Annotated in this window: 17 protein-coding genes; 10 read left to right on the forward strand and 7 right to left on the reverse strand. The window is 63.9% G+C overall.

Translation table 11 applies throughout. The features are described from left to right. Positions 1-38 precede the first annotated feature (38 nt). Positions 39-971, reverse strand: coding sequence for a LysR substrate-binding domain-containing protein (locus F3J44_RS16400; protein WP_167274096.1), 933 nt, complete (start codon positions 969-971; stop codon positions 39-41). 182 nt (positions 972-1,153) lie between these two features. Here F3J44_RS16400 and aspA point away from each other — a divergent pair, with 182 nt between their 5' ends. The 4 genes from aspA (at position 1,154) to F3J44_RS16420 (ending at position 6,128) form a co-directional block, all read left to right on the forward strand. After that, positions 1,154-2,578 carry an aspartate ammonia-lyase gene (gene aspA / locus F3J44_RS16405; protein WP_145184448.1) on the forward strand — a complete coding sequence of 475 codons (1,425 nt, stop codon included), beginning with the start codon at positions 1,154-1,156 and terminating at the stop codon, positions 2,576-2,578. 183 nt (positions 2,579-2,761) lie between these two features. Continuing rightward, complete coding sequence (locus F3J44_RS16410) at positions 2,762-3,754, forward strand: AraC family transcriptional regulator (protein WP_167274099.1); 993 nt, start codon at positions 2,762-2,764, stop codon at positions 3,752-3,754. Positions 3,755-3,981: 227 nt separating this feature from the next. After that, positions 3,982-5,025 (forward strand): histone deacetylase family protein, encoded by a 1,044-nt coding sequence (locus F3J44_RS16415; protein ID WP_167066303.1) that lies wholly within the window; start codon positions 3,982-3,984, stop codon positions 5,023-5,025. Continuing rightward, complete coding sequence (locus F3J44_RS16420; protein ID WP_167274102.1) at positions 5,025-6,128, forward strand: polyamine ABC transporter substrate-binding protein; 1,104 nt, start codon at positions 5,025-5,027, stop codon at positions 6,126-6,128. Before F3J44_RS16415 ends, F3J44_RS16420 begins: the two co-directional genes overlap by 1 nt. 43 nt (positions 6,129-6,171) lie before the next feature. Here F3J44_RS16420 and F3J44_RS16425 read toward each other — a convergent pair whose 3' ends face one another. Beyond that, the gene (locus F3J44_RS16425) at positions 6,172-7,731 is read right to left on the reverse strand and encodes a PLP-dependent aminotransferase family protein (protein ID WP_167274104.1); all 1,560 of its coding nucleotides are present in this window, start codon (positions 7,729-7,731) and stop codon (positions 6,172-6,174) included. Between the two features lie 90 nt (positions 7,732-7,821). Here F3J44_RS16425 and F3J44_RS16430 point away from each other — a divergent pair, with 90 nt between their 5' ends. The 3 genes from F3J44_RS16430 to F3J44_RS16440 are packed head-to-tail and all read left to right on the forward strand — an operon-like array spanning position 7,822 to position 9,587. Continuing rightward, positions 7,822-8,451: an FMN-binding negative transcriptional regulator gene (locus F3J44_RS16430; RefSeq protein ID WP_167274107.1), complete on the forward strand. Its 630-nt coding sequence runs from the start codon at positions 7,822-7,824 to the stop codon at positions 8,449-8,451. 12 nt (positions 8,452-8,463) lie between these two features. Next, positions 8,464-8,910, forward strand: coding sequence for a GNAT family N-acetyltransferase (locus F3J44_RS16435; RefSeq protein ID WP_167274110.1), 447 nt, complete (start codon positions 8,464-8,466; stop codon positions 8,908-8,910). 5 nt (positions 8,911-8,915) lie between these two features. Then, positions 8,916-9,587 (forward strand): GNAT family N-acetyltransferase, encoded by a 672-nt coding sequence (locus tag F3J44_RS16440; RefSeq protein ID WP_167274112.1) that lies wholly within the window; start codon positions 8,916-8,918, stop codon positions 9,585-9,587. A 131-nt stretch (positions 9,588-9,718) separates the two neighbouring features. On the opposite strand, the gene oadA is transcribed toward F3J44_RS16440, so the two are convergent. Further along, positions 9,719-11,527: a sodium-extruding oxaloacetate decarboxylase subunit alpha gene (oadA, locus tag F3J44_RS16445; protein WP_167063559.1), complete on the reverse strand. Its 1,809-nt coding sequence runs from the start codon at positions 11,525-11,527 to the stop codon at positions 9,719-9,721. A gap of 11 nt (positions 11,528-11,538) precedes the next feature. Then, positions 11,539-12,954, reverse strand: a complete 1,416-nt coding sequence (locus F3J44_RS16450) for an acetyl-CoA carboxylase biotin carboxylase subunit (RefSeq protein WP_167063562.1) — start codon at positions 12,952-12,954, stop codon at positions 11,539-11,541. Between the two features lie 204 nt (positions 12,955-13,158). On the opposite strand from F3J44_RS16450, the gene F3J44_RS16455 reads away from it, so the two are divergent. Continuing rightward, positions 13,159-14,106 carry a LysR family transcriptional regulator gene (locus tag F3J44_RS16455; protein ID WP_205299936.1) on the forward strand — a complete coding sequence of 316 codons (948 nt, stop codon included), beginning with the start codon at positions 13,159-13,161 and terminating at the stop codon, positions 14,104-14,106. On the opposite strand, the gene F3J44_RS16460 is transcribed toward F3J44_RS16455, so the two are convergent. After that, on the reverse strand, positions 14,048-14,266 hold the full coding sequence (locus F3J44_RS16460; RefSeq protein WP_167063568.1) for a PA3496 family putative envelope integrity protein: 219 nt from the start codon (positions 14,264-14,266) through the stop codon (positions 14,048-14,050). The genes F3J44_RS16455 and F3J44_RS16460 overlap by 59 nt on opposite strands. 199 nt (positions 14,267-14,465) lie before the next feature. Continuing rightward, entirely contained in the window at positions 14,466-15,332 is an 867-nt protein-coding gene (gene hexR, locus F3J44_RS16465) for a transcriptional regulator HexR (protein ID WP_167063571.1), read from the reverse strand. A 103-nt stretch (positions 15,333-15,435) separates the two neighbouring features. Here hexR and zwf point away from each other — a divergent pair, with 103 nt between their 5' ends. Next, entirely contained in the window at positions 15,436-16,878 is a 1,443-nt protein-coding gene (zwf, locus tag F3J44_RS16470) for a glucose-6-phosphate dehydrogenase (protein ID WP_167274115.1), read from the forward strand. Between the two features lie 12 nt (positions 16,879-16,890). Here zwf and F3J44_RS16475 read toward each other — a convergent pair whose 3' ends face one another. After that, complete coding sequence (locus F3J44_RS16475; protein WP_167274118.1) at positions 16,891-19,251, reverse strand: bifunctional diguanylate cyclase/phosphodiesterase; 2,361 nt, start codon at positions 19,249-19,251, stop codon at positions 16,891-16,893. A gap of 191 nt (positions 19,252-19,442) precedes the next feature. Here F3J44_RS16475 and uvrD point away from each other — a divergent pair, with 191 nt between their 5' ends. Next, the gene (gene uvrD / locus F3J44_RS16480; RefSeq protein WP_167274121.1) at positions 19,443-21,629 is read left to right on the forward strand and encodes a DNA helicase II; all 2,187 of its coding nucleotides are present in this window, start codon (positions 19,443-19,445) and stop codon (positions 21,627-21,629) included. The last annotated feature ends 37 nt before the right edge of the window (positions 21,630-21,666 follow it).

Consider the following 21,666-nt stretch of genomic DNA (forward strand, 5'->3'; position numbering starts at 1 on the left):
AAGGCCTTGCTGGCACCCCCGGCGACCAACTGTCGCCCTTATTTTTCGGGGCTTTGGCTGACTTTCGGGTCAACCGTCACGGCGCCTTCGAGCTTGCGCCACAACAGCCGCACGTTGGCCTTGCGCACCAGGGCGCAACGGTACAGGCGAATTTCCAGCGGTACATGCCACTGGCTGCCGCCGCAGATGGCCAACTCGCCACGCTCCAGCTCGCCGCGCATGGACAACCGCGGCACCCAGGCGATGCCCATGCCCTCCAGTGCCATGCTCTTGAGGCTGTCGGCCATGGCCGTTTCATACACCGTGGTATAGCGTAGGTTGCGCTGGCGCAGCAGCAGGTTGACCGAACGCCCAAGGAAGGCACCGGCGCTATAGGCCAGCAGGGGCACGCTGGCGTCGCCTTCAAGGTCGAACAACGGCTTGCCGTCGGCATCCACCGCACACACCGGAAGCATTTCGGTGTTGCCCATGTGCAGCGACGGGAAGATCTCGGCATCCATCTGCAAGGCGGCGTCGGGGTCATAGAAGGCCAGCATCAGGTCGCAGCCGCCCTCCCTCAAGGCATGCACCGCGTCTCCGACGTTAGTCGCAACCAGGCGGGTGGCGATGTTCAGGCCATCGTTGCGCAATTGCGCGACCCACCGTGGGAAAAAGCCCGAGGCCAGGGAGTGTGCAGCCGCGACCTGAACCACCTCGCCCTGCCCGCCTTCAAGGTGATGCAAGTGGCGAAGAACTTCGCTCAACTGGTCGACAACGGTCCGCGCGGTGACGAGAAACAGCTGGCCAGCCTCGGTCAGTTCGATGGGCGTGCGGGAACGGTTCACCAGGGTCAGGCCCAGCGCCGCCTCCAGGCTGCGGATACGCCGGCTGAAGGCCGGTTGGGTGACGAAACGCCGCTCCGCCGCCTGGGAAAAACTGCGGGTGGAGGCCAGGGCGCTGAAGTCCTCAAGCCACTTGCTTTCAAGGTTCATGAAGCAGATCTCCCGGCGTGCACCAAAATGGAACACGCTCGAATGTCAATTGGCGTCACATGAAACACTATGCCGTTTGTGCATAGGTTAGCGTGCAACAGCATTGGCCGCAAAATCTGCTTCGGGCCTAGGATTAGCGCCATTCCGGCATGTGCCGGGTCAAAATCGAGATGATATACATCATGTCCTCCGCTGCATCGTTCCGCGTCGAAAAAGATTTGTTGGGTACCCTTGAAGTTCCTGCAGATGCCTACTACGGCATCCAGACCCTGCGCGCTGCCAACAACTTCCACCTCTCCGGTGTTCCGCTGTCGCACTACCCGAAGCTGGTCGTGGCCCTGGCCATGGTCAAGCAGGCCGCTGCCGACGCCAACCGTGAGCTGGGACACCTGAGCGATGCCAAGCACGCTGCCATCAGTGCAGCCTGCGCCCGCCTGATCAAAGGCGATTACCACGAGCAGTTCGTGGTGGACATGATCCAAGGTGGTGCCGGTACTTCCACCAACATGAACGCGAACGAAGTCATCGCCAACGTCGCGCTGGAGGCCATGGGCCACCAGAAGGGTGAGTACCAGTACCTGCACCCGAACAACGACGTGAACATGGCGCAGTCGACCAACGACGCCTACCCAACCGCCATTCGCCTGGGCCTGCTGCTGGGCCACGACGCCCTGCTGGCCAGCCTCGACAGCCTGATCCAGGCCTTCGCAGCCAAAGGCAAGGAATTCGACCACGTACTGAAGATGGGCCGTACCCAGCTGCAGGACGCCGTGCCGATGACCCTGGGCCAGGAATTCCGCGCCTTCGCCACCACCATGACCGAAGACCTGCAGCGTCTGCGCTCGCTGGCCCCGGAACTGCTGACCGAAATCAACCTGGGCGGCACTGCCATCGGTACCGGCATCAACGCCGACCCGGGCTACCAGGCCCTGGCCGTACAGCGCCTGGCCACCATCAGCGGCCAGCCACTGGTACCGGCTGCCGACCTGATCGAAGCCACCTCCGACATGGGCGCCTTCGTGCTGTTCTCCGGCATGCTCAAGCGCACCGCGGTCAAGCTGTCGAAGATCTGCAACGACCTGCGCCTGCTGTCCAGCGGCCCACGCACCGGCATCAACGAAATCAACCTGCCAGCGCGTCAGCCAGGCAGCTCGATCATGCCAGGCAAGGTCAACCCGGTTATCCCGGAAGCCGTCAACCAGGTGGCCTTCGCCATCATGGGCAACGACCTGGCCCTGACCGTCGCCGCCGAAGGTGGCCAGCTGCAGCTGAACGTGATGGAGCCGCTGATCGCCTACAAGATCTTCGACTCGATCCGCCTGCTCCAGCGCGCCATGGACATGCTGCGCGAGCACTGCATCGTCGGCATCACCGCCAACGAGCAGCGCTGCCGTGAGCTGGTCGAGCACTCGATCGGCCTGGTCACCGCCCTGAACCCGTACATCGGCTACGAAAACGCCACCCGTATCGCCCGCGTTGCCCTGGAAACCGGCCGTGGCGTACTGGAACTGGTACGTGAAGAGAAGCTGCTGGACGACGCGATGCTCGACGACATCCTGCGTCCGGAAAACATGATCGCCCCGCGCCTGGTTCCGCTGAAAGCGTAACGAGCCGCCGCACACTGTCTCACCAGGTCGAGGGACTAGACACCTCTCAACCTTTCAAAGGCCCGAGCGCACGCTCCGGGCCTTTTTTTTGCCTGATGAAACGTGGCGCCGCAGGCGGGGAAATGCGGTGGTCGGCACACAACTTGCTCCATAATGGCTCCCAGCCCGACGGGATCAACCAGCATGCTGCACAGTCACCTGACCACACTCAACGCGGTTTCGCTGATTCTCAACCTGTTCCACGAAGCAGGTTGCGAAGCGTCGGCGCTGCTTGCCGGCAGCGGCATAGGCCCGGCCGACCTGGGCCATAGCGATGCACGCATCACCACCCAGCAAGAGTTGCAGGTGTGCGCCAATGCCGTGGCCCGGCGCGAGGACATCGGCCTGGAACTGGGCCAGCGCATGCATGTGTCTTGCTACGGCATGCTCGGTTACGCCCTGCTTTCCAGTGCCACTTTGGGTGACGCCCTGCGCCTGGCGCTGCAGTATCCGGCACTGCTGGGAACAGTTTTCAAACTGCGCCTGGTCGACGATGGGCAGCGCGTGTGGTTCAGCGCCAGCGACTACCATGACTGCCCGGAGCTGGCCGCCTTCAATGCCGAATTCTGCCTGGTGTCGCTGAAAGTGATCTGCGACGACCTGCTCGGCCGCCCGCTGCCGCTGCTCGGTGCGCGCTTCGAACATGCCCGCCCCGGCTACCACGCGCGCTATACCCGTGCATTCCAGTGCCCCCTGGGCTTCGAGGCCGAAGACAATGCCTTCGCCTTCGAACGCCGCTGGCTCGATATGCCGCTGCCACTGGCCGACCCGATTACCCACAAGGCCATGAGCGAACGTTGCCGCCGGCTGAACCTGGAATTCACCGGGCGCCAGGCCTGGCTTGGGCGCATTCGCCAGTTATTGCTGCAGCAACTGGATGCAGCGCCAGGGCTGGAAGGGTTGGCGCGGCAGATGAACTGCTCATCACGCACCCTGCGCCGGCACCTGCAGGCGCTTGGCAGCAGTTACCAACAGCTGCTGGATGAACTGCGCTTCGAGCGGGCCAAGCAGTTGCTGGCCGATGAGCAGATGCCGATCTACCGGATTGCCGAGACGCTGGGGTTCAGTGAGACAGCGAGCTTTCGCCATGCCTTCCAGCGCTGGAGCGGCGTGGCGCCCAGCCATTTTCGCGGTTGACCTGTGCAAGGCCTGCACACTTCCTGGGACACGATCGGCTGCGCTGTCGTGCAGGGAACATTGCACGTAGGCGCGCCGCCATCCTTTGTAGGAGCGGGCTTGCCCCGCGAAAGGGCCGGCACAGGATGACTTGGCCATATCGATCCCCTTTTGGCCGTTTGCGTCGTTCTCCACCTTTGGCCCGCCCGTGAAAATGGGCCCACGCCAGTCCCCCCGGAGAACAACAAATGCTGACGATCTATTCCGATGATCACCGCCTGCACCATGGCCGCTGCGAGCTGATCGACGGCAAGCTGATGCCTTGCTTCGAAATGCCCTCGCGCGCCGACCACGTCCTGGAACAAGTGAAAAAGCGCAACCTCGGCGAAGTCCGTGGCCCGACCGACTTCGGCCGCGCACCGCTGCAGCGCATCCACAGCGCCGACTACCTGGACTTCTTCCAGGGCGCCTGGGCCCGCTGGGCCGCACTCGGCCACGACGGCGACCTGCTGCCCTTCACCTGGCCTGCGCGCACCCTGCGCCAGGTCAAGCCAACCGGCCTGCACGGCGAACTGGGCTACTACAGCTTCGATGCCGGCGCACCGATCACCGCCGGCACCTGGCAGGCTGCCTACAGCGCCGCGCAAGTGGCCCTTACCGCCCAGGCCGCCATCGAGCAAGGCGCCCATTCGGCCTTTGCCCTGTGCCGCCCACCGGGGCACCACGCAGCCGCCGAGGTGATGGGTGGCTACTGCTACCTGAACAACGCCGCCATCGCCGCCCAGGCGTTTCTCGACCAGGGCCGCAGCAAAGTGGCGATCCTCGATGTCGACTACCACCACGGCAACGGCACGCAAGACATCTTCTACCAACGCGGGGATGTGTTCTTCGCCTCGATTCACGGCGACCCCCAGGCTGAATTCCCGTTCTTCCTCGGCTACGCCGACGAAACCGGCGAAGGCGCAGGCGCTGGCTGCAACATCAACTACCCGCTGCCTGCCGGCAGTGACTGGGCGGCCTGGAGCGACGCCCTGGAAGACGCCTGCCAGCGCATCGCCGCGTATGACGCCGAGGTACTGGTGATCTCGCTGGGCGTAGACACCTTCAAGGACGACCCGATCTCCCAGTTCAAGCTCGACAGCCCCGACTACCTGGCCATGGGCGAGCGCATCGCCCGGCTCGGCAAGCCGACCTTGTTCGTGATGGAGGGCGGCTACGCTGTGGAAGAAATCGGTATCAACGCGGTCAATGTGCTGGAAGGCTTCCAGCGCGCCCAGCCAGGAGCCCGGTAATGGTCCGACTCAAGCGTCTGCTCACCCCGTTCATCGCTGCCACCCTGTTCACCGGTGCCCTGCAGGCTCACGCCGAGCAGCCCACCTTGCGTGTGTATAACTGGTTCGATTACATCACCCCGCAGACCTTGAGCGACTTCCAGAAAGACAGCGGGGTGAAGCTGGTCTACGACATCTTCGACACCAACGAAGCGCTCGAAGCCAAATTGCTCACCGGCAACTCCGGCTACGACGTGGTGGTGCCGTCCAACGTGTTCCTGGCCAAGCAGATCGAGGCCGGGGTGTTCCAGCCGCTGGACCGCAGCAAGTTGCCGAACTGGCAGCACCTGGACCCGGCGCTGATGAAGCTGATCGAAGCGAACGACCCAGGCAACAAGTTCGCCGTGCCGTACATGTACGGCACCATCCTGATCGGCTTCAACCCCGACAAGGTCAAGGCGGCGCTGGGCGAAAACGCCCCGGTGGACAGCTGGGAGCTGATCTTCAAGGAAGAAAACATCGCCAAGCTCAAGCAGTGTGGCGTGGCGCTGCTCGACTCGCCGTCGGAGATCCTGCCATTGGCCTTGCAGTACCTGGGCCTGCCGCCGAACAGCGACAAGCTGGATGACTACAAGAAAGCCGAGGCGCTGATGCTCAAGATTCGCCCGCACATCACCTACTTCCATTCCTCGAAGTACATGGCCGACATCGCCAACGGCGATATCTGCGTGGCGGTGGGCTACAGCGGCAGCTTCTCCCAGGCCGCCAACCGGGCCAAGGATGCCAAGAACGGCGTGGTGGTGGACATGCGCTTGCCCAAGGAAGGTGCACCGATCTGGTTCGACATGCTGGCGATCCCGAAAAACGCGGCCAACCCGCAGGATGCCCACACCTTCATCAACTACCTGCTGCGCCCTGAGGTGATCGCGCCGATCAGCGACTTCGTGGGTTACCCCAACCCGAACAAGGATGCCACCGACAAGGTCAGCCCGGCGATTCGCAATAACCCCAACCTTTACCCAACCGCAGAGGCGATGGCCAAGCTTTATACGCTCAAGCCGCTGTCGCGTGAGGCCGAGCGGGCGCGTACGCGCGCCTGGACCCGGATCAAGTCCGGGACCTGAGTCGCCTGCTTCGCGGGGCAAGCCCGCTCCTACAGGATACGCATTACCCTTGTAGGAGCGGGCTTGCCCCGCGAAGAGGCCGCCACGCTTTGCGCAAGCGCATCAACGCCTCGGCAATCTCTCCCTCAGGCACCGCCGCAAACCCGAGCACCAGCCCCGCCCGCCCATCCACCGCCACCTCGCTGTCCTCAAGCCAATAACTGCTAAGCGGATTCACCTCTACCCCCACCGCCTCTGCCCTGGCCACCAGCTCCTGCTCCCGCGCATAGTTATCCACAGCCACCTTCACATGCAGCCCCGCCGCCACCTCTGGCATCGCCCCCAACCCAGGCACGTCCACCGGCCACCCGGCCTTGAGCACATTGCGCCGGCTTAATGCCGCCTTGCGCATGCGCCGGATATGCCGCTGGAAATGCCCCTGGGCCATGAACTGCGCCATCACGCACTGGGTGCCCACCTCCGAATGCCGCACCGCCAGCGCCCGGCCCTGGCTGAACGCCTGCACCAACCGCGGCGGCAGCACCAGGTAGCCCAGGCGCAGCGCCGGGAAAGCGATCTTGCCGAAGGTGCCGATGTACAGCACCCGGCCCTGGCGGTCCAGCGCTGCCAGCGGCGCCAACGGGGCACCGCTGTAGCGGTATTCGCCGTCGTAGTCGTCCTCGATCACCCAGCCATCGTTACGCTCGGCCCAGGCCAGCAAGGCCAGGCGCCGGGCCAGGCTCATGGTGACGCCGGTCGGGTACTGGTGCGCGGGGGTGACATAGGCCAACCGGCAATTTGCCACCTGCTCCAGGCGCTGGCACACCATGCCTTCGTCGTCCACCGGCACGCCTGTCACCTTGCCGCCGGCCACGGCGAAGGTGTGCCCGGCAGCCCGGTAGCCTGGGTTTTCCACAGCCACACCGTCACCTGGCTGCAACAGCAGCTGTGCACAAAGGCTGATGGCCTGCTGCGCACCACTGGTGATCACTATTTGCTCAGCAGTGCAGCTCAGGCCACGCGAGCGGCGCAGGTAGGCCGCGATCAGCTCACGCAGTACCGGCTCACCGGCTGGGTCGCCGTAACCGAGTTGGGCCGGGCTGGGGTTGCGCCAGAAACCCGCCTGCAGCTTGGCCCAGACGTCAAAAGGGAACAGATCGAATGCCGGAATTCCGACGCGAAATGCCCGCGGCGCACCACTTCTTGGTGCTGGCAGATGGTTGTTTTTCAGCCGCTGCAGGGGCTCGCTGGAACGTGCATTGCTGGATAAAACCTCAGTGCCTTCACCCTCAAATGTGGATAAACCTGTTGATAACCCCTGGGATAACCCTGTGGATAGTTGTGTGGATAGTTTTGCCAGGCGGCTGACATAGGTGCCATCCCCTACCCGGCTTTCGATATAGCCTTCGGCATACAGCTGGTCGTAGGCGCGCACCACGCTGTTGCGTGACAGCGCCAGCACCTTGGCCAGGTCGCGAGTGGCTGGAAGGCGCGTGCCACTGCTCAAGCGGCCGTCCAGCACCCGCGCTCGCAAGGCCTGGTACAACTGCTGGCTAAGCCCGCGCTGGCGGTCGAGCACGATGCCGGCCGGGTCGAACGGTAAAACGAGGGGGCGATCGCTCATGGTATTGGACCTATCAAAACAGCTTCTAATGGCTCTTACCCAGAACCATTAGCCTGCCTAGGATGGAGCCACTGCACAAGGGAACCGCACATGTACAACAGCAAACCCCACCAGGAACACGACCTCGGGCGCCTGCACCAGCACATGCTCGACACCCGCCTGGCCGTGCTCATCAGCCATGGCGAACAGGGCCTGCTGGCCACCCACCTGCCTGTGCTGCTGGACACCGCCGAGGGCGAGTTCGGCACCGTCTACGCCCACCTGGCACGGGCCAACCGCCAGTGGCACGACCTGGAACAGGGCGCTGAAGCCTTGCTGGTGTTTCCCGGTGCAGACGCCTATGTAAGCCCCAGCTACTACCCGAGCAAGGCCGACAACCCCAAGGTGGTGCCCACCTGGAACTACCTGGCCGTGCATGCCTACGGCGCGGCGCAGGTGATCCACGAGCCCGCGCCGCTGCTGCAGATCGTCAGCCGCCTGACCGACCGCCACGAACAGGGCCGCAGCCAGCCCTGGCAGGTCGCCGACGCCCCTGCCGACTACCTCGACGGCATGCTGCGCGCCATCGTCGGCATTCGCTTGCCCATTGCCCGCCTGCAAGGCGCACGCAAGCTCAGCCAGAACCGCAGCGCCGAAGACCTCGCCGGGGTGCGCGACGGCCTGGCCGCCAGCACCGATTACCTGGACAACCAACTTGCGGCGCAGATGCGCCACCTCTGAAGGAAAAGCCCCATGCCCAGCGTTACCCTGCGCCCTGTCAGCGCCCAAGACCACGCCGCCTGGCTCGCCCTGTGGCAGGCCTACCTGCGCTTCTACCAGACCGAACTGGCCGAGCAGGTCAGCCTCAGCACCTGGCAGCGCCTGCTCGACCCGAACGAGCCCACCCATTCGACCCTGGCCTGGGTCGATGGCAAGGCGGTGGGGATGGTCAACTTCATCTACCATCGTTCCAACTGGAGCATCGAGAACTCCTGCTACCTGCAGGACCTGTATGTCGACAGCGCCCAGCGCGGCCTGGGCATCGGCCGCCAGTTGATCGAGCACGTATACACCACGGCCAAGGCCGCCGGCTGCATCAAGGTGCACTGGCTGACCCACGAAACCAACGCCACCGCCATCAGCCTGTACGAGCAGGTTGCCGAGCGCCCAGGCTTCATCCAATTCCGCAAAGGGTTGTAGGCCACATGACTGACGCACTGAACTGGAAACCCGCCACGGCGCCCAAGGCCGAGCCCATCGACGGCCGCTTCATCCGCCTGGAAAAGCTCGACCCGGCGCGCCACGGCGATGACCTGTGGGCAGCCCTGCAAGGCCCGGAATCCGACCCGGTACTGTGGGACTACCTGCCCTATGGCCCGTTCACCGAGCGCGCCGCGTTCGACCGCTGGCTGCAAGGCAACGCCGCTGGCCACGACCCGCTGTACTTCACCGTCATCGACCGCGCCAGCGGCCAGGCCCAAGGTGTGCTCACGCTCATGTCGATCGTGCCCGACCACGGCCGTATCGAGATCGGCCACATCGCCTTCGGCGCCCCCATGCAGCGCACGCCCAAGAGCACCGAGGCCGTCTACCTGCTGGGCAAGCTGAGCTTCGAGCTGGGCAACCGCCGCCTGGAGTGGAAGTGCAACCACGCCAATGCCCGCTCCAAACGCGCGGCAGAGCGGTTCGGTTTCACCTTCGAGGGGGTGTTCCGCAAGCATTTGGTGGTGAAGGACCATAACCGCGATACGGCGTGGTATTCGATTACCGATGATGAATGGCCGCAGGTGGCGGCGGGGTTTGAGCGGTGGTTGAGTCTTGGAAACCAACAGCTGGGGGGGCAGGTGGAAACACTTGAGGCATGCCGTAGAAGCTGATGGGTGTGCTGGGGCAGCTGGCCTCTTCGCGGGGCAAGCCCGCTCCTACAGGGATTGGGTATTGGCCGCACACAAAAAAAAGGGGAGCATCCGCTCCCCAGAGGTTAACCGCTTGTAGATGAGGGCTTATCTCAGCCTTCGATCTCGATCAGGATCTCGCCCGGCGTCACGCGATCGCCCTTGGCCACGTGGATGGCCACGACCTTGCCGGCGATGGCCGCCTGGACTTCGGTTTCCATCTTCATCGCTTCGGTGATCAGCACAGCCTGGCCGGCCTTGACCACGTCGCCTTCCTTGACCAGCACATCGACGATGTTGCCTGGCATGGTGGTGCTGACGTGGCCCGGGGCGCTGGCCTGCTTGCGCTTGCTGCCGCCGCCGCCCACGAACTCGTTGAGGGGCTCGAACACCACTTCTTCCGGCATGCCGTCGATCGACAGGTAGAAGTGGCGCTTGCCTTCGGCCTTCACGCCCACGCCGGTGATGTCGACGCGGTAGGTTTCGCCGTGCACGTCGATGACGAACTCGGTCGGCACGCCTTCACCGCCCGGAGCGGCGACAGCGCCGGCCTCGGGAATTGGCAGCAGCACTTCAGGGGTCAGGGTGCCGGCTTCGCGCTCTTCGAGGAACTTGCGCCCGATGTCCGGGAACATGGCGAACGTCAGCACGTCTTCTTCGCAACGCGCCAGGGCGCCGATGTCGCCACGCAGCTTGGCCATCTCCGGCTTGAGCAGGTCGGCCGGGCGCACGTCGATCACTTCCTCGCTGCCGATCGCCTGGCGGCGCAGCTGCTCGTTGACCACACCCGGGGCCTTGCCGTAGCCACCTTGCAGGTAGAGCTTCACCTCGTTGGTGATGGTCTTGTAGCGCTCGCCGGCCAGTACGTTGAAGAACGCCTGGGTGCCAACGATTTGCGAGGTAGGGGTAACCAGCGGCGGGAAGCCAAGGTCTTCACGCACCCGCGGGATTTCCGCCAGCACTTCGTTCATGCGGCTGAGCGCGCCCTGCTCCTTGAGCTGGTTGGCCAGGTTGGAAATCATCCCGCCCGGCACCTGGTTGACCTGCACGCGGGTATCCACGGCGGTGAACTCGCTCTCGAACTGGTGGTACTTCTTGCGCACGGCGTAGAAGTACAGGCCGATTTCCTGCAGCAGCTCCAGGTCCAGGCCGGTGTCGAACTCACTGCCCTTGAGGGCGGCAACCATCGACTCGGTGCCTGGGTGGCTGGTGCCCCAGGCGAAGCTGGAGATCGCGGTGTCGATGTGATCGGCGCCGTTTTCCACCGCCTTGAGCTGGCACATGGCAGCCAGGCCGGCCGTGTCGTGGGAGTGGATGAACACCGGCAGCGACTGCTCGGCCTTCAGTGCCCGCACCAGCTCGCCGGTGGCGAACGGGGTCAGCAGGCCGGCCATGTCCTTGATCGCGATCGAGTCGCAGCCCATGGCTTCCATTTGCTTGGCCTGGGCGACGAAGGCGTCGATGGTGTGCACCGGGCTTACGGTGTAGGCGATGGTGCCCTGGGCGTGCTTGCCGGCAGCCTTGACCGCCTCGATGGCCACGCGCAAGTTACGCACGTCGTTCATGGCGTCGAAGATGCGGAACACATCGATGCCGTTGACCGCCGCCTTGGCGACGAAGGCCTTGACCACGTCGTCGCTGTAGTGGCGGTAGCCGAGCAGGTTTTGGCCACGCAGCAGCATCTGCAGGCGGGTGTTGGGCAGGGCCGCACGCAGCTTGCGCAGGCGCTCCCATGGGTCTTCCTTGAGGAAGCGCACGCACGCATCGAAGGTAGCGCCGCCCCAGACTTCCAGCGACCAGTAGCCGACTTTGTCGAGCTTGTCGCAGATCGGCAGCATGTCTTCGGTGCGCATGCGGGTGGCCAGCAGGGACTGGTGGGCGTCGCGCAGGATCGTGTCGGTTACGTGAATTTTCTTGGACATTATGGGGTTCCTCACAGGCCTGCGTGGGCGGCGATGGCGGCGGCGATGGCCAGGGCCAGCTCTTCGGGTTTGCGCTTGATCGAGTAGTTGGTCAGTTCAGGGTGGCTTTCGACGAAGCTGGTATTGAACTGGCCGCTACGGAATTCGGGGTTGCGCAGGATTTCCTGGTAATACGCGGCAGTGGTTTTCACCCCTTGCACGCGCATGTCGTCCAGGGCCCGCAGGCCGCGGTCCATGGCTTCTTCCCAGGTCAACGCCCAGACCACGAGCTTCAGGCACATGGAGTCGTAGAACGGCGGAATGGTGTAGCCGGTGTAGATCGCCGTGTCGGTGCGCACGCCCGGGCCGCCGGGGGCGTAGTAGCGGGTGATCTTGCCGAAGCTGGGCAGGAAGTTGTTTTTCGGGTCTTCGGCGTTGATGCGGAACTGCAACGCATAACCACGGTGCTGGATGTCTTCCTGTTTCACCGACAGCGGCAGGCCCGAGGCAATGCGGATCTGCTCGCGGACGATGTCGATCCCGGTGATTTCCTCGGTGATGGTGTGTTCCACCTGCACGCGGGTGTTCATCTCCATGAAGTACACCTCGCCATCGGCGAGCAGGAACTCCACGGTACCGGCGTTCTCGTAGTCCACGGCCTTGGCCGCGCGCACTGCCAGGTCGCCGATGTAGGCACGCTGCTCGGGGGTGAGCTGCGGGCTCGGGGCGATTTCGATGAGCTTCTGGTTGCGCCGCTGAATCGAGCAATCGCGCTCGAACAGGTGCACCACGTTGCCGAAGCTGTCACCGAGGATCTGCGCCTCGATGTGCTTGGGGTTGACGATGCACTTTTCCAGGAACACTTCCGCCGAACCGAAGGCCTTGGTGGCCTCGGAAATGACCCGCGGGAAGTTCTGCTCCAGCTCTTCACGGCTGTTGCAGCGGCGAATGCCGCGGCCGCCGCCGCCGGAGGTGGCCTTGAGCATCACCGGGTAACCAATGCGGTCGCCTTCGCTCAGGGCTTCGTGAATATCGGCCACGTTGCCTTCGGTGCCGGGGGTTACCGGAACGCCGGCCTGGATCATGGTACGGCGCGCTTCGGTCTTGTCGCCCATGCGGCGAATGACGTCGGCAGCCGGGCCGATGAACTTGATGCCGCGCTCGGCGCAAATCTCTGCCAGTTCAGCATTTTCCGACAGGAAACCGTAACCCGGGTGCAGGGCATCACAGCCGGTTTCCACAGCAAGGTTGACCAGCTTGCGCGGGTTCAGGTACCCGGCCAGCGGCTCGGCACCGATGCTGTAGGCCTCGTCGGCGCGCTTGACGTGCAAGGCGTGACGGTCGGCGTCGGAATAGATCGCGACAGAGCGAATGCCCATCTCGGCGCAAGCACGCACGATCCGAACTGCGATTTCACCCCGGTTGGCGATCAGGATTTTTTTTATCACTGGAGTCTTCCCAAAGCCGTAGGAACAGACGATCCGGTTTTACCGGTCGGCGCGTGACCAGGTGTTGTTGGCCAGTCGCGTATTCACCCTAGCGCCGAAGGTTGATAAACAAAAATCAATATTTGTTAGGGGCTGCATTAGCAAAAGCTTATAGTTCGGTAACAAGGTATTGCCGATGAGCCTATAAAAATGCGTAAGTCCTTGATGCGTATGACATTACGTCAATTGCAGATTTTCAACGAGGTGTGCGATTTACGCTCGTACAGCCGGGCGGCAGAGGAGATGTCGCTGACGCAACCGGCGGTCAGCCTACAGATTCGCCAGCTTGAAGAGCTGATGGGGCAGCCGCTGTTTGAGTACGTTGGCAAGAAGCTCTACCTGACCGAAGCGGCCGAGGCGCTGCAGCGCGCCAGCCGCGACATCTTCGGCCGCCTGGAGAGCCTGGACATGCAACTGTCGGACATGCAGGGTTCACTGCAGGGGCAGTTGAAACTGGCGATCGAGTCCAGTGCCAAGTACTTCGTGCCACACCTGTTCGCCGCCTTCAAGCAGCGTCACCCGGAGGTCAACCTGACCCTCACGGTGGTGAACCGCGCCCAGGCGATCCGGCGCCTTTCCGACAACCGTGACGACCTCATCATCATGTCGATGGTGCCGCAGGACATGGGCCTTGAGTTCCTGCCGTTCCTGAACAACCCGATCATCGCCGTGGCGCCGCCCGAGCACCCGTTGTGCAAGCTCGAACACCTGCGCCTGCAGGACCTGGAGCCTCATACCCTGCTGGTCCGCGAACAGGGCTCGGGCACGCGCAAGGCCTGCGAGGAATACTTCAAGGACAAGCGCGTGCACTTCACCCAAACCCTGGAAGTGGCCTCGGCCGATGCCCAGCGCGAGTGCGTGATCGCAGGCCTGGGCGTCGCCCTGCTGACCCGCCACGCCGTGAACATGGAGCTGGCCGCCGGGGTGCTCAGGGAGCTCCCGGTGGAGGAACTGCCGCTGTACCGCAGCTGGTGCGTGGTGCAAGCCAAGGCCAAGCGACAGTCGCCGGTGGCCTTGGCGTTTCTGGCGTTCATCCGCAGCGAACGTGCGCTGATCAGCGCGCTTGTTGAACGTTTTTCGGGGAAGATGCCGCCGACGCCTGCCACACGGTGAGTTCTTGCAGTTCGGGGTAGTCGGCCAGGTCGCGCAGCAATTGGCGCTGGTCGCAGTAGCTTTCGATCGCACGGCGATATTCCATGCGGCGTTGGTCCTTTTCCTGCTGCTTGCGAGCTTTGGCGCTGGGTTGGTACGTACCGTCGAAATCACGAGCCATGGCCTGTCTCCCAGATAGGATGCGGGAGTTTCAGACTGGCGCCTGGGGTTTACGGTTTGGCTGTGGATTGGTGACAAAACCATGAAATCTGACCGCCTGTGCCGGCCTCTTCGCGGGCAAGCCCGCCCCTACAAACGGTGAGGCCATCCATGTAGGAGCGGGCTTGCCCCGCGAAGAGGCCGGCACAGACAAACACAAATCAGTCGTCGGTAGCCTTGATCGACTTGGGCGACAAACGCAGGCTGCGCAAGCTGCGCTTCACACTCTTGAGGTGATTGACCAGGCTCGGCCCACGGGCCATGGCCACGCCCATGGCCAGCACGTCGATCACCACCAGGTGGGCGATACGCGAGGTCAGCGGCGTATAGATTTCGGTGTCTTCATGCACATCGATGGCCAGGTTGACCGTCGACAGCTCCGCCAGCGGCGTTGCGCTTGGGCATAGGGTAATCAGGTTGGCCCCACTCTCGCGCACCAGGTTGGCAGTGATCAGCAAATCCTTGGAGCGCCCCGACTGGGAAATGCACACCGCCACATCACCCGGCTTGAGGGTAACGGCCGACATCGCCTGCATGTGCGGGTCGGAATAGGCCGCAGCGCTGAGCAACAGGCGGAAGAACTTGTGCTGGGCATCTGCCGCTACCGCGCCGGAAGCGCCAAAGCCATAGAACTCCACGCGCTGCGCCTGGGCCATGGCACTCACGGCCTGTTGCAGGGCGTGCGGGTCGAGGTGTTCGCGCACTTCCATCAGGGTATGCAGGGTGGTGTCGAAGATCTTCAGGCTGTAGTCGGCAACCGAGTCATCTTCATGGATGGCGAATTGGCCGAAACTGGCGCCGGCGGCCAGGCTTTGCGCCAGCTTGAGCTTGAGGTCCTGGAAGCCCGAACAGCCGATCGCCCGGCAGAATCGCACGATGGTCGGCTCACTGATGCCCACGCTGTGCGCCAGGTCGGCCATCGAGCTGTGCATGACGGCAGCCGGGTCGAGCAGCACGTGGTCGGCCACTTTCAGTTCCGATTTGCGCAGCAGGTGGCGCGATTGGGCGATATGTTGCAACAGATTCACGGGCTGGACTCGGTTATGATCGGCTGGCCGGGATGTAGCTTTCTTGTAGTTATACTACATGGACGCCAACCCGCCCAGTTAAACGAACGTGGAGAGTGGTGGTTTGACTATCCCTTGCGACATTCTGGTGTTCGGTGGCACCGGTGACCTAGCCCTGCACAAACTGCTGCCAGCGCTGTATCACCTGTTCCGCGAGGCACGCCTGAACAACGCCGTGCGCATCATCGCCCTCGCCCGCCGCCCCATCAGCCGTGACCAGTACCTCACGCTTGCCGAGCGCCACTGCCGGGCCCAGGTCGCCCGCCAGGACTTCGAAGAGGAAGTGTGGCAGCGGTTTTCCGCACGGCTGGACTACTTCCCCATGGACGCCGCGCAAAGCGCCGATTTCGGCCGCCTGGCGCGTTACCTGGGCGAGCCTGGAGGGCTGACGCGCATCTACTACCTGGCCACCGCCCCCAACCTGTTCGTGCCGATTGCCAACCACCTGCGGGTCGCCGGGCTTGCCGACAACGAAGCGCGCATCGTGCTGGAAAAGCCCATCGGCCACTCCCTGGCCTCGGCCACTGCCATCAACGAAGCGATTGGCGCGGTGTTCGACGAACCCCAGGTGTTTCGCATCGACCACTACCTGGGCAAGGAGACAGTGCAGAACCTCATGGCCCTGCGCTTTGCCAATGCCCTGCTGGAACCGGTATGGCGCAATGGCCAGGTCGACCATGTGCAGATCAGCGTGTGCGAAACCCTTGGTGTGGAAAACCGCGGCGGCTACTACGACCGCGCCGGGGCAACTCGCGACATGCTGCAGAATCACCTGCTGCAACTATTGTGCCTGGTCGCCATGGAGCCCCCGGCGCAGTTCGAAGCCGAGGCCGTGCGCGACGAGAAAGTGAAGGTGCTGCGGGCGCTCAAGCCGATCACCGGCCAGGACGTGCAGGACAAGACCGTGCGCGGCCAGTACGGCGCCGGCTACATCGGTGGCCAGGAGGTGCCGGCCTATTACTTCGAAAAGGACGTGGACAACGACAGCGACAGCGAAACCTTCGTCGCCGTGCATGCCCACATCGACAACTGGCGCTGGGCCGGCGTGCCGTTCTACCTGCGCACCGGCAAGCGCATGGCGCGGCGCTCGTCGCAGATCGTCATCCAGTTCAAGCCAGTGCCGCATGAGCTGTTCAACGGCGGCCAGGTCAACCAGTTGCTGATCCAGCTACAGCCGGATGAGCGCATCAGCCTGCGCATGATGACCAAGAGCCCGGGCAAGGGCATGCGCCTGGAACCCGTCGACCTGGACCTCAACCTGGCCCAGGTATTCGGCCAGACCCGCCGCTGGGAGGCCTATGAGCGCCTGCTGCTGGACATCCTCGAAGGCGATTCGACGCTGTTCATGCGCCGCGACGAAGTAGAGGCCGCCTGGGCCTGGGTCGACCCGATCATCAAGGGCTGGGAGGAGCACTTCCAGGCGCCCCGCCACTATGCGGCCGGCAGCAATGGCCCGGAGCAGGCCAACAGCTTGCTGGCGCGCCATGGCCGGCATTGGCATGCCTGAACCGCCCGTGGCTCAGGCTTGCCACGGGCTGGCCAGCAAGCGCCGGAAATCCGGCTCGGGGATGGGCCGGCTGATCAGGTAGCCCTGGGCCTCATCACAGGCCTGCTCGCGCAGGAACGCCAGTTGCTGCGGCGTTTCCACCCCTTCCGCCACCACCTTGAGGCCCAGGCTGCCGGCCATGGTGATGATCGCCCGGGTGATGGCCGCGTCCTGGCTGCCTTCGTGCAGGCCGCGGATGAAGGCCTGGTCGATTTTCACGTAATCCACCGGCAGGCGCTTGAGGTAGCTCAGGGATGAATAGCCGGTGCCAAAGTCGTCGATGGCCAGTTGCACGCCCAGGGTGTGCAGCTGTTCGAAGGTGGTGATGATGTGTTCCACGTTGTCCAGCAACTGGCTTTCCGTCAGCTCCAGTTCCAGCTGCTGCGGCGCCAGCCCGGTTTCCTCCAGCACCTGGCGCACCAGGCTCACCAGCTTGCCCTGGCGCAGTTGGTACACCGACAGGTTCACCGAAACCCGAACCTCCAGGCCATCGCGCAGCCACTGGCAAGCGTGTTCGCAGGCGCGACGTAGCACGAACTCGCCCATGGGTGCGATCAGCCCGGTTTCTTCGGCCAGGCCAATGAACTCGGCGGGCGGCACCATACCGCGTTGCGGGTGCTGCCAGCGCACCAGCGCCTCGGCCGCGTGCAGGCGGCCGGTGCGCAGGCACAGCTTGGGTTGGTAATAGACCAGCAGCTGGCCTTCCTCGAGGGCCCGGCGCAACTGGGTTTCCAGCTGCAGGCGCTCCAGGGTGCTGGCCCGCAGGCTCTCGGTGTAGAACTGGAAATTATCGCCGCCCAGGTGCTTGGCATGTTGCTTGGCCATATCGGCCTGGCTGATCAAGGTGTCGACGTCCAGCGAGGCGTCGGTGAGCATGCTGATGCCCACCGAGGCGCTGACCACCACTTCATGGTCGTTCAGGCGCTGGGGCACACGCAGCTTGTTCAGCAACCGGGTGGTCACCCGCACCAGGCTGGACAGGTTGCTGTAGCCGTCGAACAGCACGGCGAACTCATCACCCGACAGCCGCGCCACGGTGTCGGCCTCAGGCACGGTGCTGGCAATGCGCCGGGCGATCTTGCGGATCAGTTGGTCGGCCAGCTCATGGCCCAGGCTTTCATTGAGCAGCTTGAAGCGGTCCAGGTCGATGTGCAGCAGCGCCAGGCTGCGGCCGCTGTGGCGTACTCGCTGGCTGGCTTCGAGCAGGCGCAGGCGGAACAGCGCACGGTTGGCCAGGCCACTCAACTCGTCGTAGTGCGCCAGATAGCGCAGGCGCTCCTCGGAGGCACGTCGCGCCGACAGGTCGGTGAAGAAGCCAACCACCTGGCTCAATCGGCCTTCGGTATCGCGCACCGCGGTAAGGCGCAACCATTGCGGGTGCAACTCGCCTTGCCGGCGTGCTTCCACCAGCTCGCCTTGCCAGCCGCCTTGTACCTGCAGCGCCTGCTCGATCGCCTGGCTGTGGCGACGGGCGTCGCTGCTGCACGGCAGCTCGAAGAACTCGTGCCCCAGCAACTGCGCGCGCTCGTACCCGGTCATCTGGCAATAGGGCTGGTTCACGGCCAGTACCACGAAGTCGGCGCTGAACACCGCAATGCCATCGTTGCTGGCTTCGAACACTGTCGCGGCCAGGCGCTGCTGTTCTTCCAACACCTTCTGCGCTGAAATGCGCTGCAGGTCCTGGTTCAAGGCCTGGTTCTGGAAGCGCCGCAACAGGCTGCGGTCGAGCAGGCGATTGACCTGCCAGGCCACCACCATCAAGGCCGCCAGCAGGATCAGCCCCAGCCAGCCCCAACCCTGTTGCTGGCCGGTATCGAAGTAGAACAGAAAGGCGATTGGCGGCAGCAGGCAGGGCAAGGCGAAACTGAGAAACGCCGGCAGGCTGACTGCGTAGGCGATGCTGGCGCTCAGGGTAGCCATGCCCAGCAGGCCGAAAACCCAGGCCTGCTGCAGGAAGTTTTCCTCCGGCACCAGGGCGATGGCGGCGCAGGCCAGGGTCAGGCCGCTGAACGCAGAACCTGCCAGGAACATGCGCCGCCAGGCACGGCTGGCCTGGCGCTGGGGCGCCGCTGCCTCGAACGCCGCCACCTGGATGACCCGCAAGGCCACCAACGCCAGCAGCCAGACCAGCCACACGATCACCAACAGGTAGCGCGCCGGGCTCCACAACAGCCAGGCACACAGCAGGCCGTTGAACAACATGAACAGAGTGGGCAACAACGAGCCCTGGTAAAGCAGGCGGGTTCGCTCCACGGACAGTTGGGTGGCGAATTGCCTGCGCACGTTCCGTGTCACTTCCGGTGATACTCCGATCACCGTGCATTGCTGGGTCATGGCGCTGATTCTTGTAGAGTTCTTGTTATGGTTGGCACTGAACGAGCAGCGATCTTACACAAGCGATGCGGTCGACCAAACTGCTCCAGGTCATCTTTCACCTGGCCTTGGCGATGAATGGCTCGCTGCAGGGTGAATATTTATACAGTGCAGTGTTTGCCCCGTAACCTGCCTCCCCCTAGAATGGCCGCATGCACACAGACGACCTCTCCCTCCTGCTGAACTCCCTCAACGATGCCCAACGCCAGGCCGTCGCGGCCACGCTTGGGCGTCAGCTGGTGCTTGCTGGCGCCGGTTCCGGTAAAACCCGCGTGCTGGTGCACCGCATCGCCTGGCTGATCCAGGTCGAGCAGGCCTCGCCGCATTCGATCCTGTCGGTGACCTTCACCAACAAGGCCGCCGCCGAGATGCGCCAGCGGATCGAACAGCTGCTGGGCATCAACCCGGCGGGCATGTGGGTGGGCACCTTCCACGGCCTGGCGCACCGCCTGCTGCGGGCGCACTGGCAGGAAGCGCGGCTGGTGCAGAACTTCCAGATCCTCGACAGCGACGACCAGCAGCGCCTGATCAAGCGGGTGATGCGCGAACTGGGCCTGGACGAACAGAAATGGCCCGCCCGCCAGGCCCAGTGGTTCATCAACGGGCAGAAGGACGAAGGCCTGCGCCCGCAGCATATCCAGGCCGGTGGCGACCTGTTCCTGCAGACCATGCGTGACGTCTACAGCGCCTACGAGCAGGCCTGCGAACGCGCCGGGGTCATCGATTTCTCCGAGTTGCTGCTGCGTGCCCTCGACCTGTGGCGCGACCACCCCGGCCTGCTGGAACATTACCAGCGCCGTTTCCGCCACCTGCTGGTGGACGAATTCCAGGACACCAACGCCGTGCAGTACGCCTGGCTGCGCCTGCTGGCCGGCAAGAACGGCGGCAGCCTGATGGCCGTGGGCGACGACGACCAGTCGATCTACGGCTGGCGCGGCGCGAAGATCGAAAACATCCACCAGTACACCGCCGACTTCCCCGATGCCGAGATGATCCGCCTGGAGCAGAACTACCGCTCCACCGGCGGCATCCTCAAGGCGGCCAACGCGCTGATTGCCAACAACAGCGGGCGCCTGGGCAAGGAACTGTGGACCGACATGGGCGAAGGCGAGCCACTGACGCTGTACGCGGCCTACAACGAGCACGACGAAGCGCGCTACGTGGTCGAAACCATCGAAAGCCTTATAAAGCAAGGCAACGCGCGCAGCGACATCGCCATCCTGTACCGCTCCAACGCCCAGTCGCGGGTGCTGGAAGAGGCCCTGCTGCGTGAGCGCATTCCCTACCGCATCTATGGCGGCCAGCGCTTCTTCGAACGCGCTGAAATCAAGAATGCCATGGCCTACCTGCGCCTGATCGAGGGCCGTGGCAACGATGCCGCCCTGGAGCGAGTCATCAACGTGCCGCCGCGTGGCATTGGCGAGAAAACCGTCGAGGCCATCCGCGAGCATGCCCGCCACAGCCAGCTGTCGATGTGGGAAGCAATGTGCCAGCTGCTCGCCGCCAAGGCCCTCAAGGGCCGTGCGGCCAGTGCCCTGGGCGCCTTCATCGAACTGATCGAGGGCTTGGCCGGCAAGGTCGCGGACATGCCCCTGCACACCATGACCCAAACGGCCATCGAGCAGTCCGGGCTGATTATCTATCACCAGGAAGAAAAGGGTGAAAAGGGCCAGGCACGGGTAGAAAACCTTGAGGAACTGGTCAGCGCGGCGCGTAACTTCGAGCCCAGCGAGGATGACGCCGACCTGTCGCCGCTGTCGGCGTTCCTCGGCCATGCCTCGCTGGAAGCCGGCGACGCCCAGGCCGACGAACACGAAGACAGCATCCAGCTGATGACCCTGCACAGCGCCAAGGGCCTGGAGTTCCCGTTCGTGTTCCTGGTGGGCATGGAAGAAGGCCTGTTCCCGCACAAGATGAGCCTGGAAGAGCCCGGCCGCCTGGAAGAGGAACGCCGCCTGGCCTACGTGGGCATCACCCGCGCCATGCGCCAGCTGATCATGACCTATGCCGAAACGCGGCGGCTGTACGGGAGCGAAACCTACAATAAGGTGTCTCGTTTCGTACGCGAGATTCCGAGCGGCCTGGTTCAGGAAGTTCGGCTTTCCAACAGCGTCAGCCGGCCATTCGGTGGCTCGACCAGCACGGCCAGCAGCCTGTTCGCCAATGCCGCCATTCCGCAGACCGCCTTCAACCTGGGCCAGCGGGTGCAGCACGCGGTGTTCGGCGAAGGGGTGATCCTCAACTTCGAGGGCTCCGGCGCCCAGGCACGGGTGCAGGTGAACTTTGCCGAAGGCAGCAAATGGCTGATGCTCGGCTACGCCAAGCTCGAAGCCCTCTGAACCCCAAACACTTCCCGGTAGGAGCGACAACATGTCG

Origin of the sequence: Pantoea sp. Tr-811 (assembly GCF_011752535.1) — a bacterium.
In the GTDB taxonomy this organism is placed as follows: domain Bacteria; phylum Pseudomonadota; class Gammaproteobacteria; order Pseudomonadales; family Pseudomonadaceae; genus Aquipseudomonas.

Excerpts from the sequence above, each read along its gene's own strand:
- F3J44_RS16400 (WP_167274096.1), bottom strand. The coding sequence starts at position 971 with ATGAACCTTGAAAGCAAGTGGCTTGAGGACTTCAGCGCCCTGGCCTCC.
- aspA (WP_145184448.1), top strand. The coding sequence starts at position 1,154 with ATGTCCTCCGCTGCATCGTTCCGCGTCGAAAAAGATTTGTTGGGTACC.
- F3J44_RS16410 (WP_167274099.1), top strand. The coding sequence starts at position 2,762 with ATGCTGCACAGTCACCTGACCACACTCAACGCGGTTTCGCTGATTCTC.
- F3J44_RS16415 (WP_167066303.1), top strand. The coding sequence starts at position 3,982 with ATGCTGACGATCTATTCCGATGATCACCGCCTGCACCATGGCCGCTGC.
- F3J44_RS16420 (WP_167274102.1), top strand. The coding sequence starts at position 5,025 with ATGGTCCGACTCAAGCGTCTGCTCACCCCGTTCATCGCTGCCACCCTG.
- F3J44_RS16425 (WP_167274104.1), bottom strand. The coding sequence starts at position 7,731 with ATGAGCGATCGCCCCCTCGTTTTACCGTTCGACCCGGCCGGCATCGTG.
- F3J44_RS16430 (WP_167274107.1), top strand. The coding sequence starts at position 7,822 with ATGTACAACAGCAAACCCCACCAGGAACACGACCTCGGGCGCCTGCAC.
- F3J44_RS16435 (WP_167274110.1), top strand. The coding sequence starts at position 8,464 with ATGCCCAGCGTTACCCTGCGCCCTGTCAGCGCCCAAGACCACGCCGCC.
- F3J44_RS16440 (WP_167274112.1), top strand. The coding sequence starts at position 8,916 with ATGACTGACGCACTGAACTGGAAACCCGCCACGGCGCCCAAGGCCGAG.
- oadA (WP_167063559.1), bottom strand. The coding sequence starts at position 11,527 with ATGTCCAAGAAAATTCACGTAACCGACACGATCCTGCGCGACGCCCAC.
- F3J44_RS16455 (WP_205299936.1), top strand. The coding sequence starts at position 13,159 with ATGCGTATGACATTACGTCAATTGCAGATTTTCAACGAGGTGTGCGAT.
- F3J44_RS16460 (WP_167063568.1), bottom strand. The coding sequence starts at position 14,266 with ATGGCTCGTGATTTCGACGGTACGTACCAACCCAGCGCCAAAGCTCGC.
- F3J44_RS16475 (WP_167274118.1), bottom strand. The coding sequence starts at position 19,251 with ATGACCCAGCAATGCACGGTGATCGGAGTATCACCGGAAGTGACACGG.
- uvrD (WP_167274121.1), top strand. The coding sequence starts at position 19,443 with ATGCACACAGACGACCTCTCCCTCCTGCTGAACTCCCTCAACGATGCC.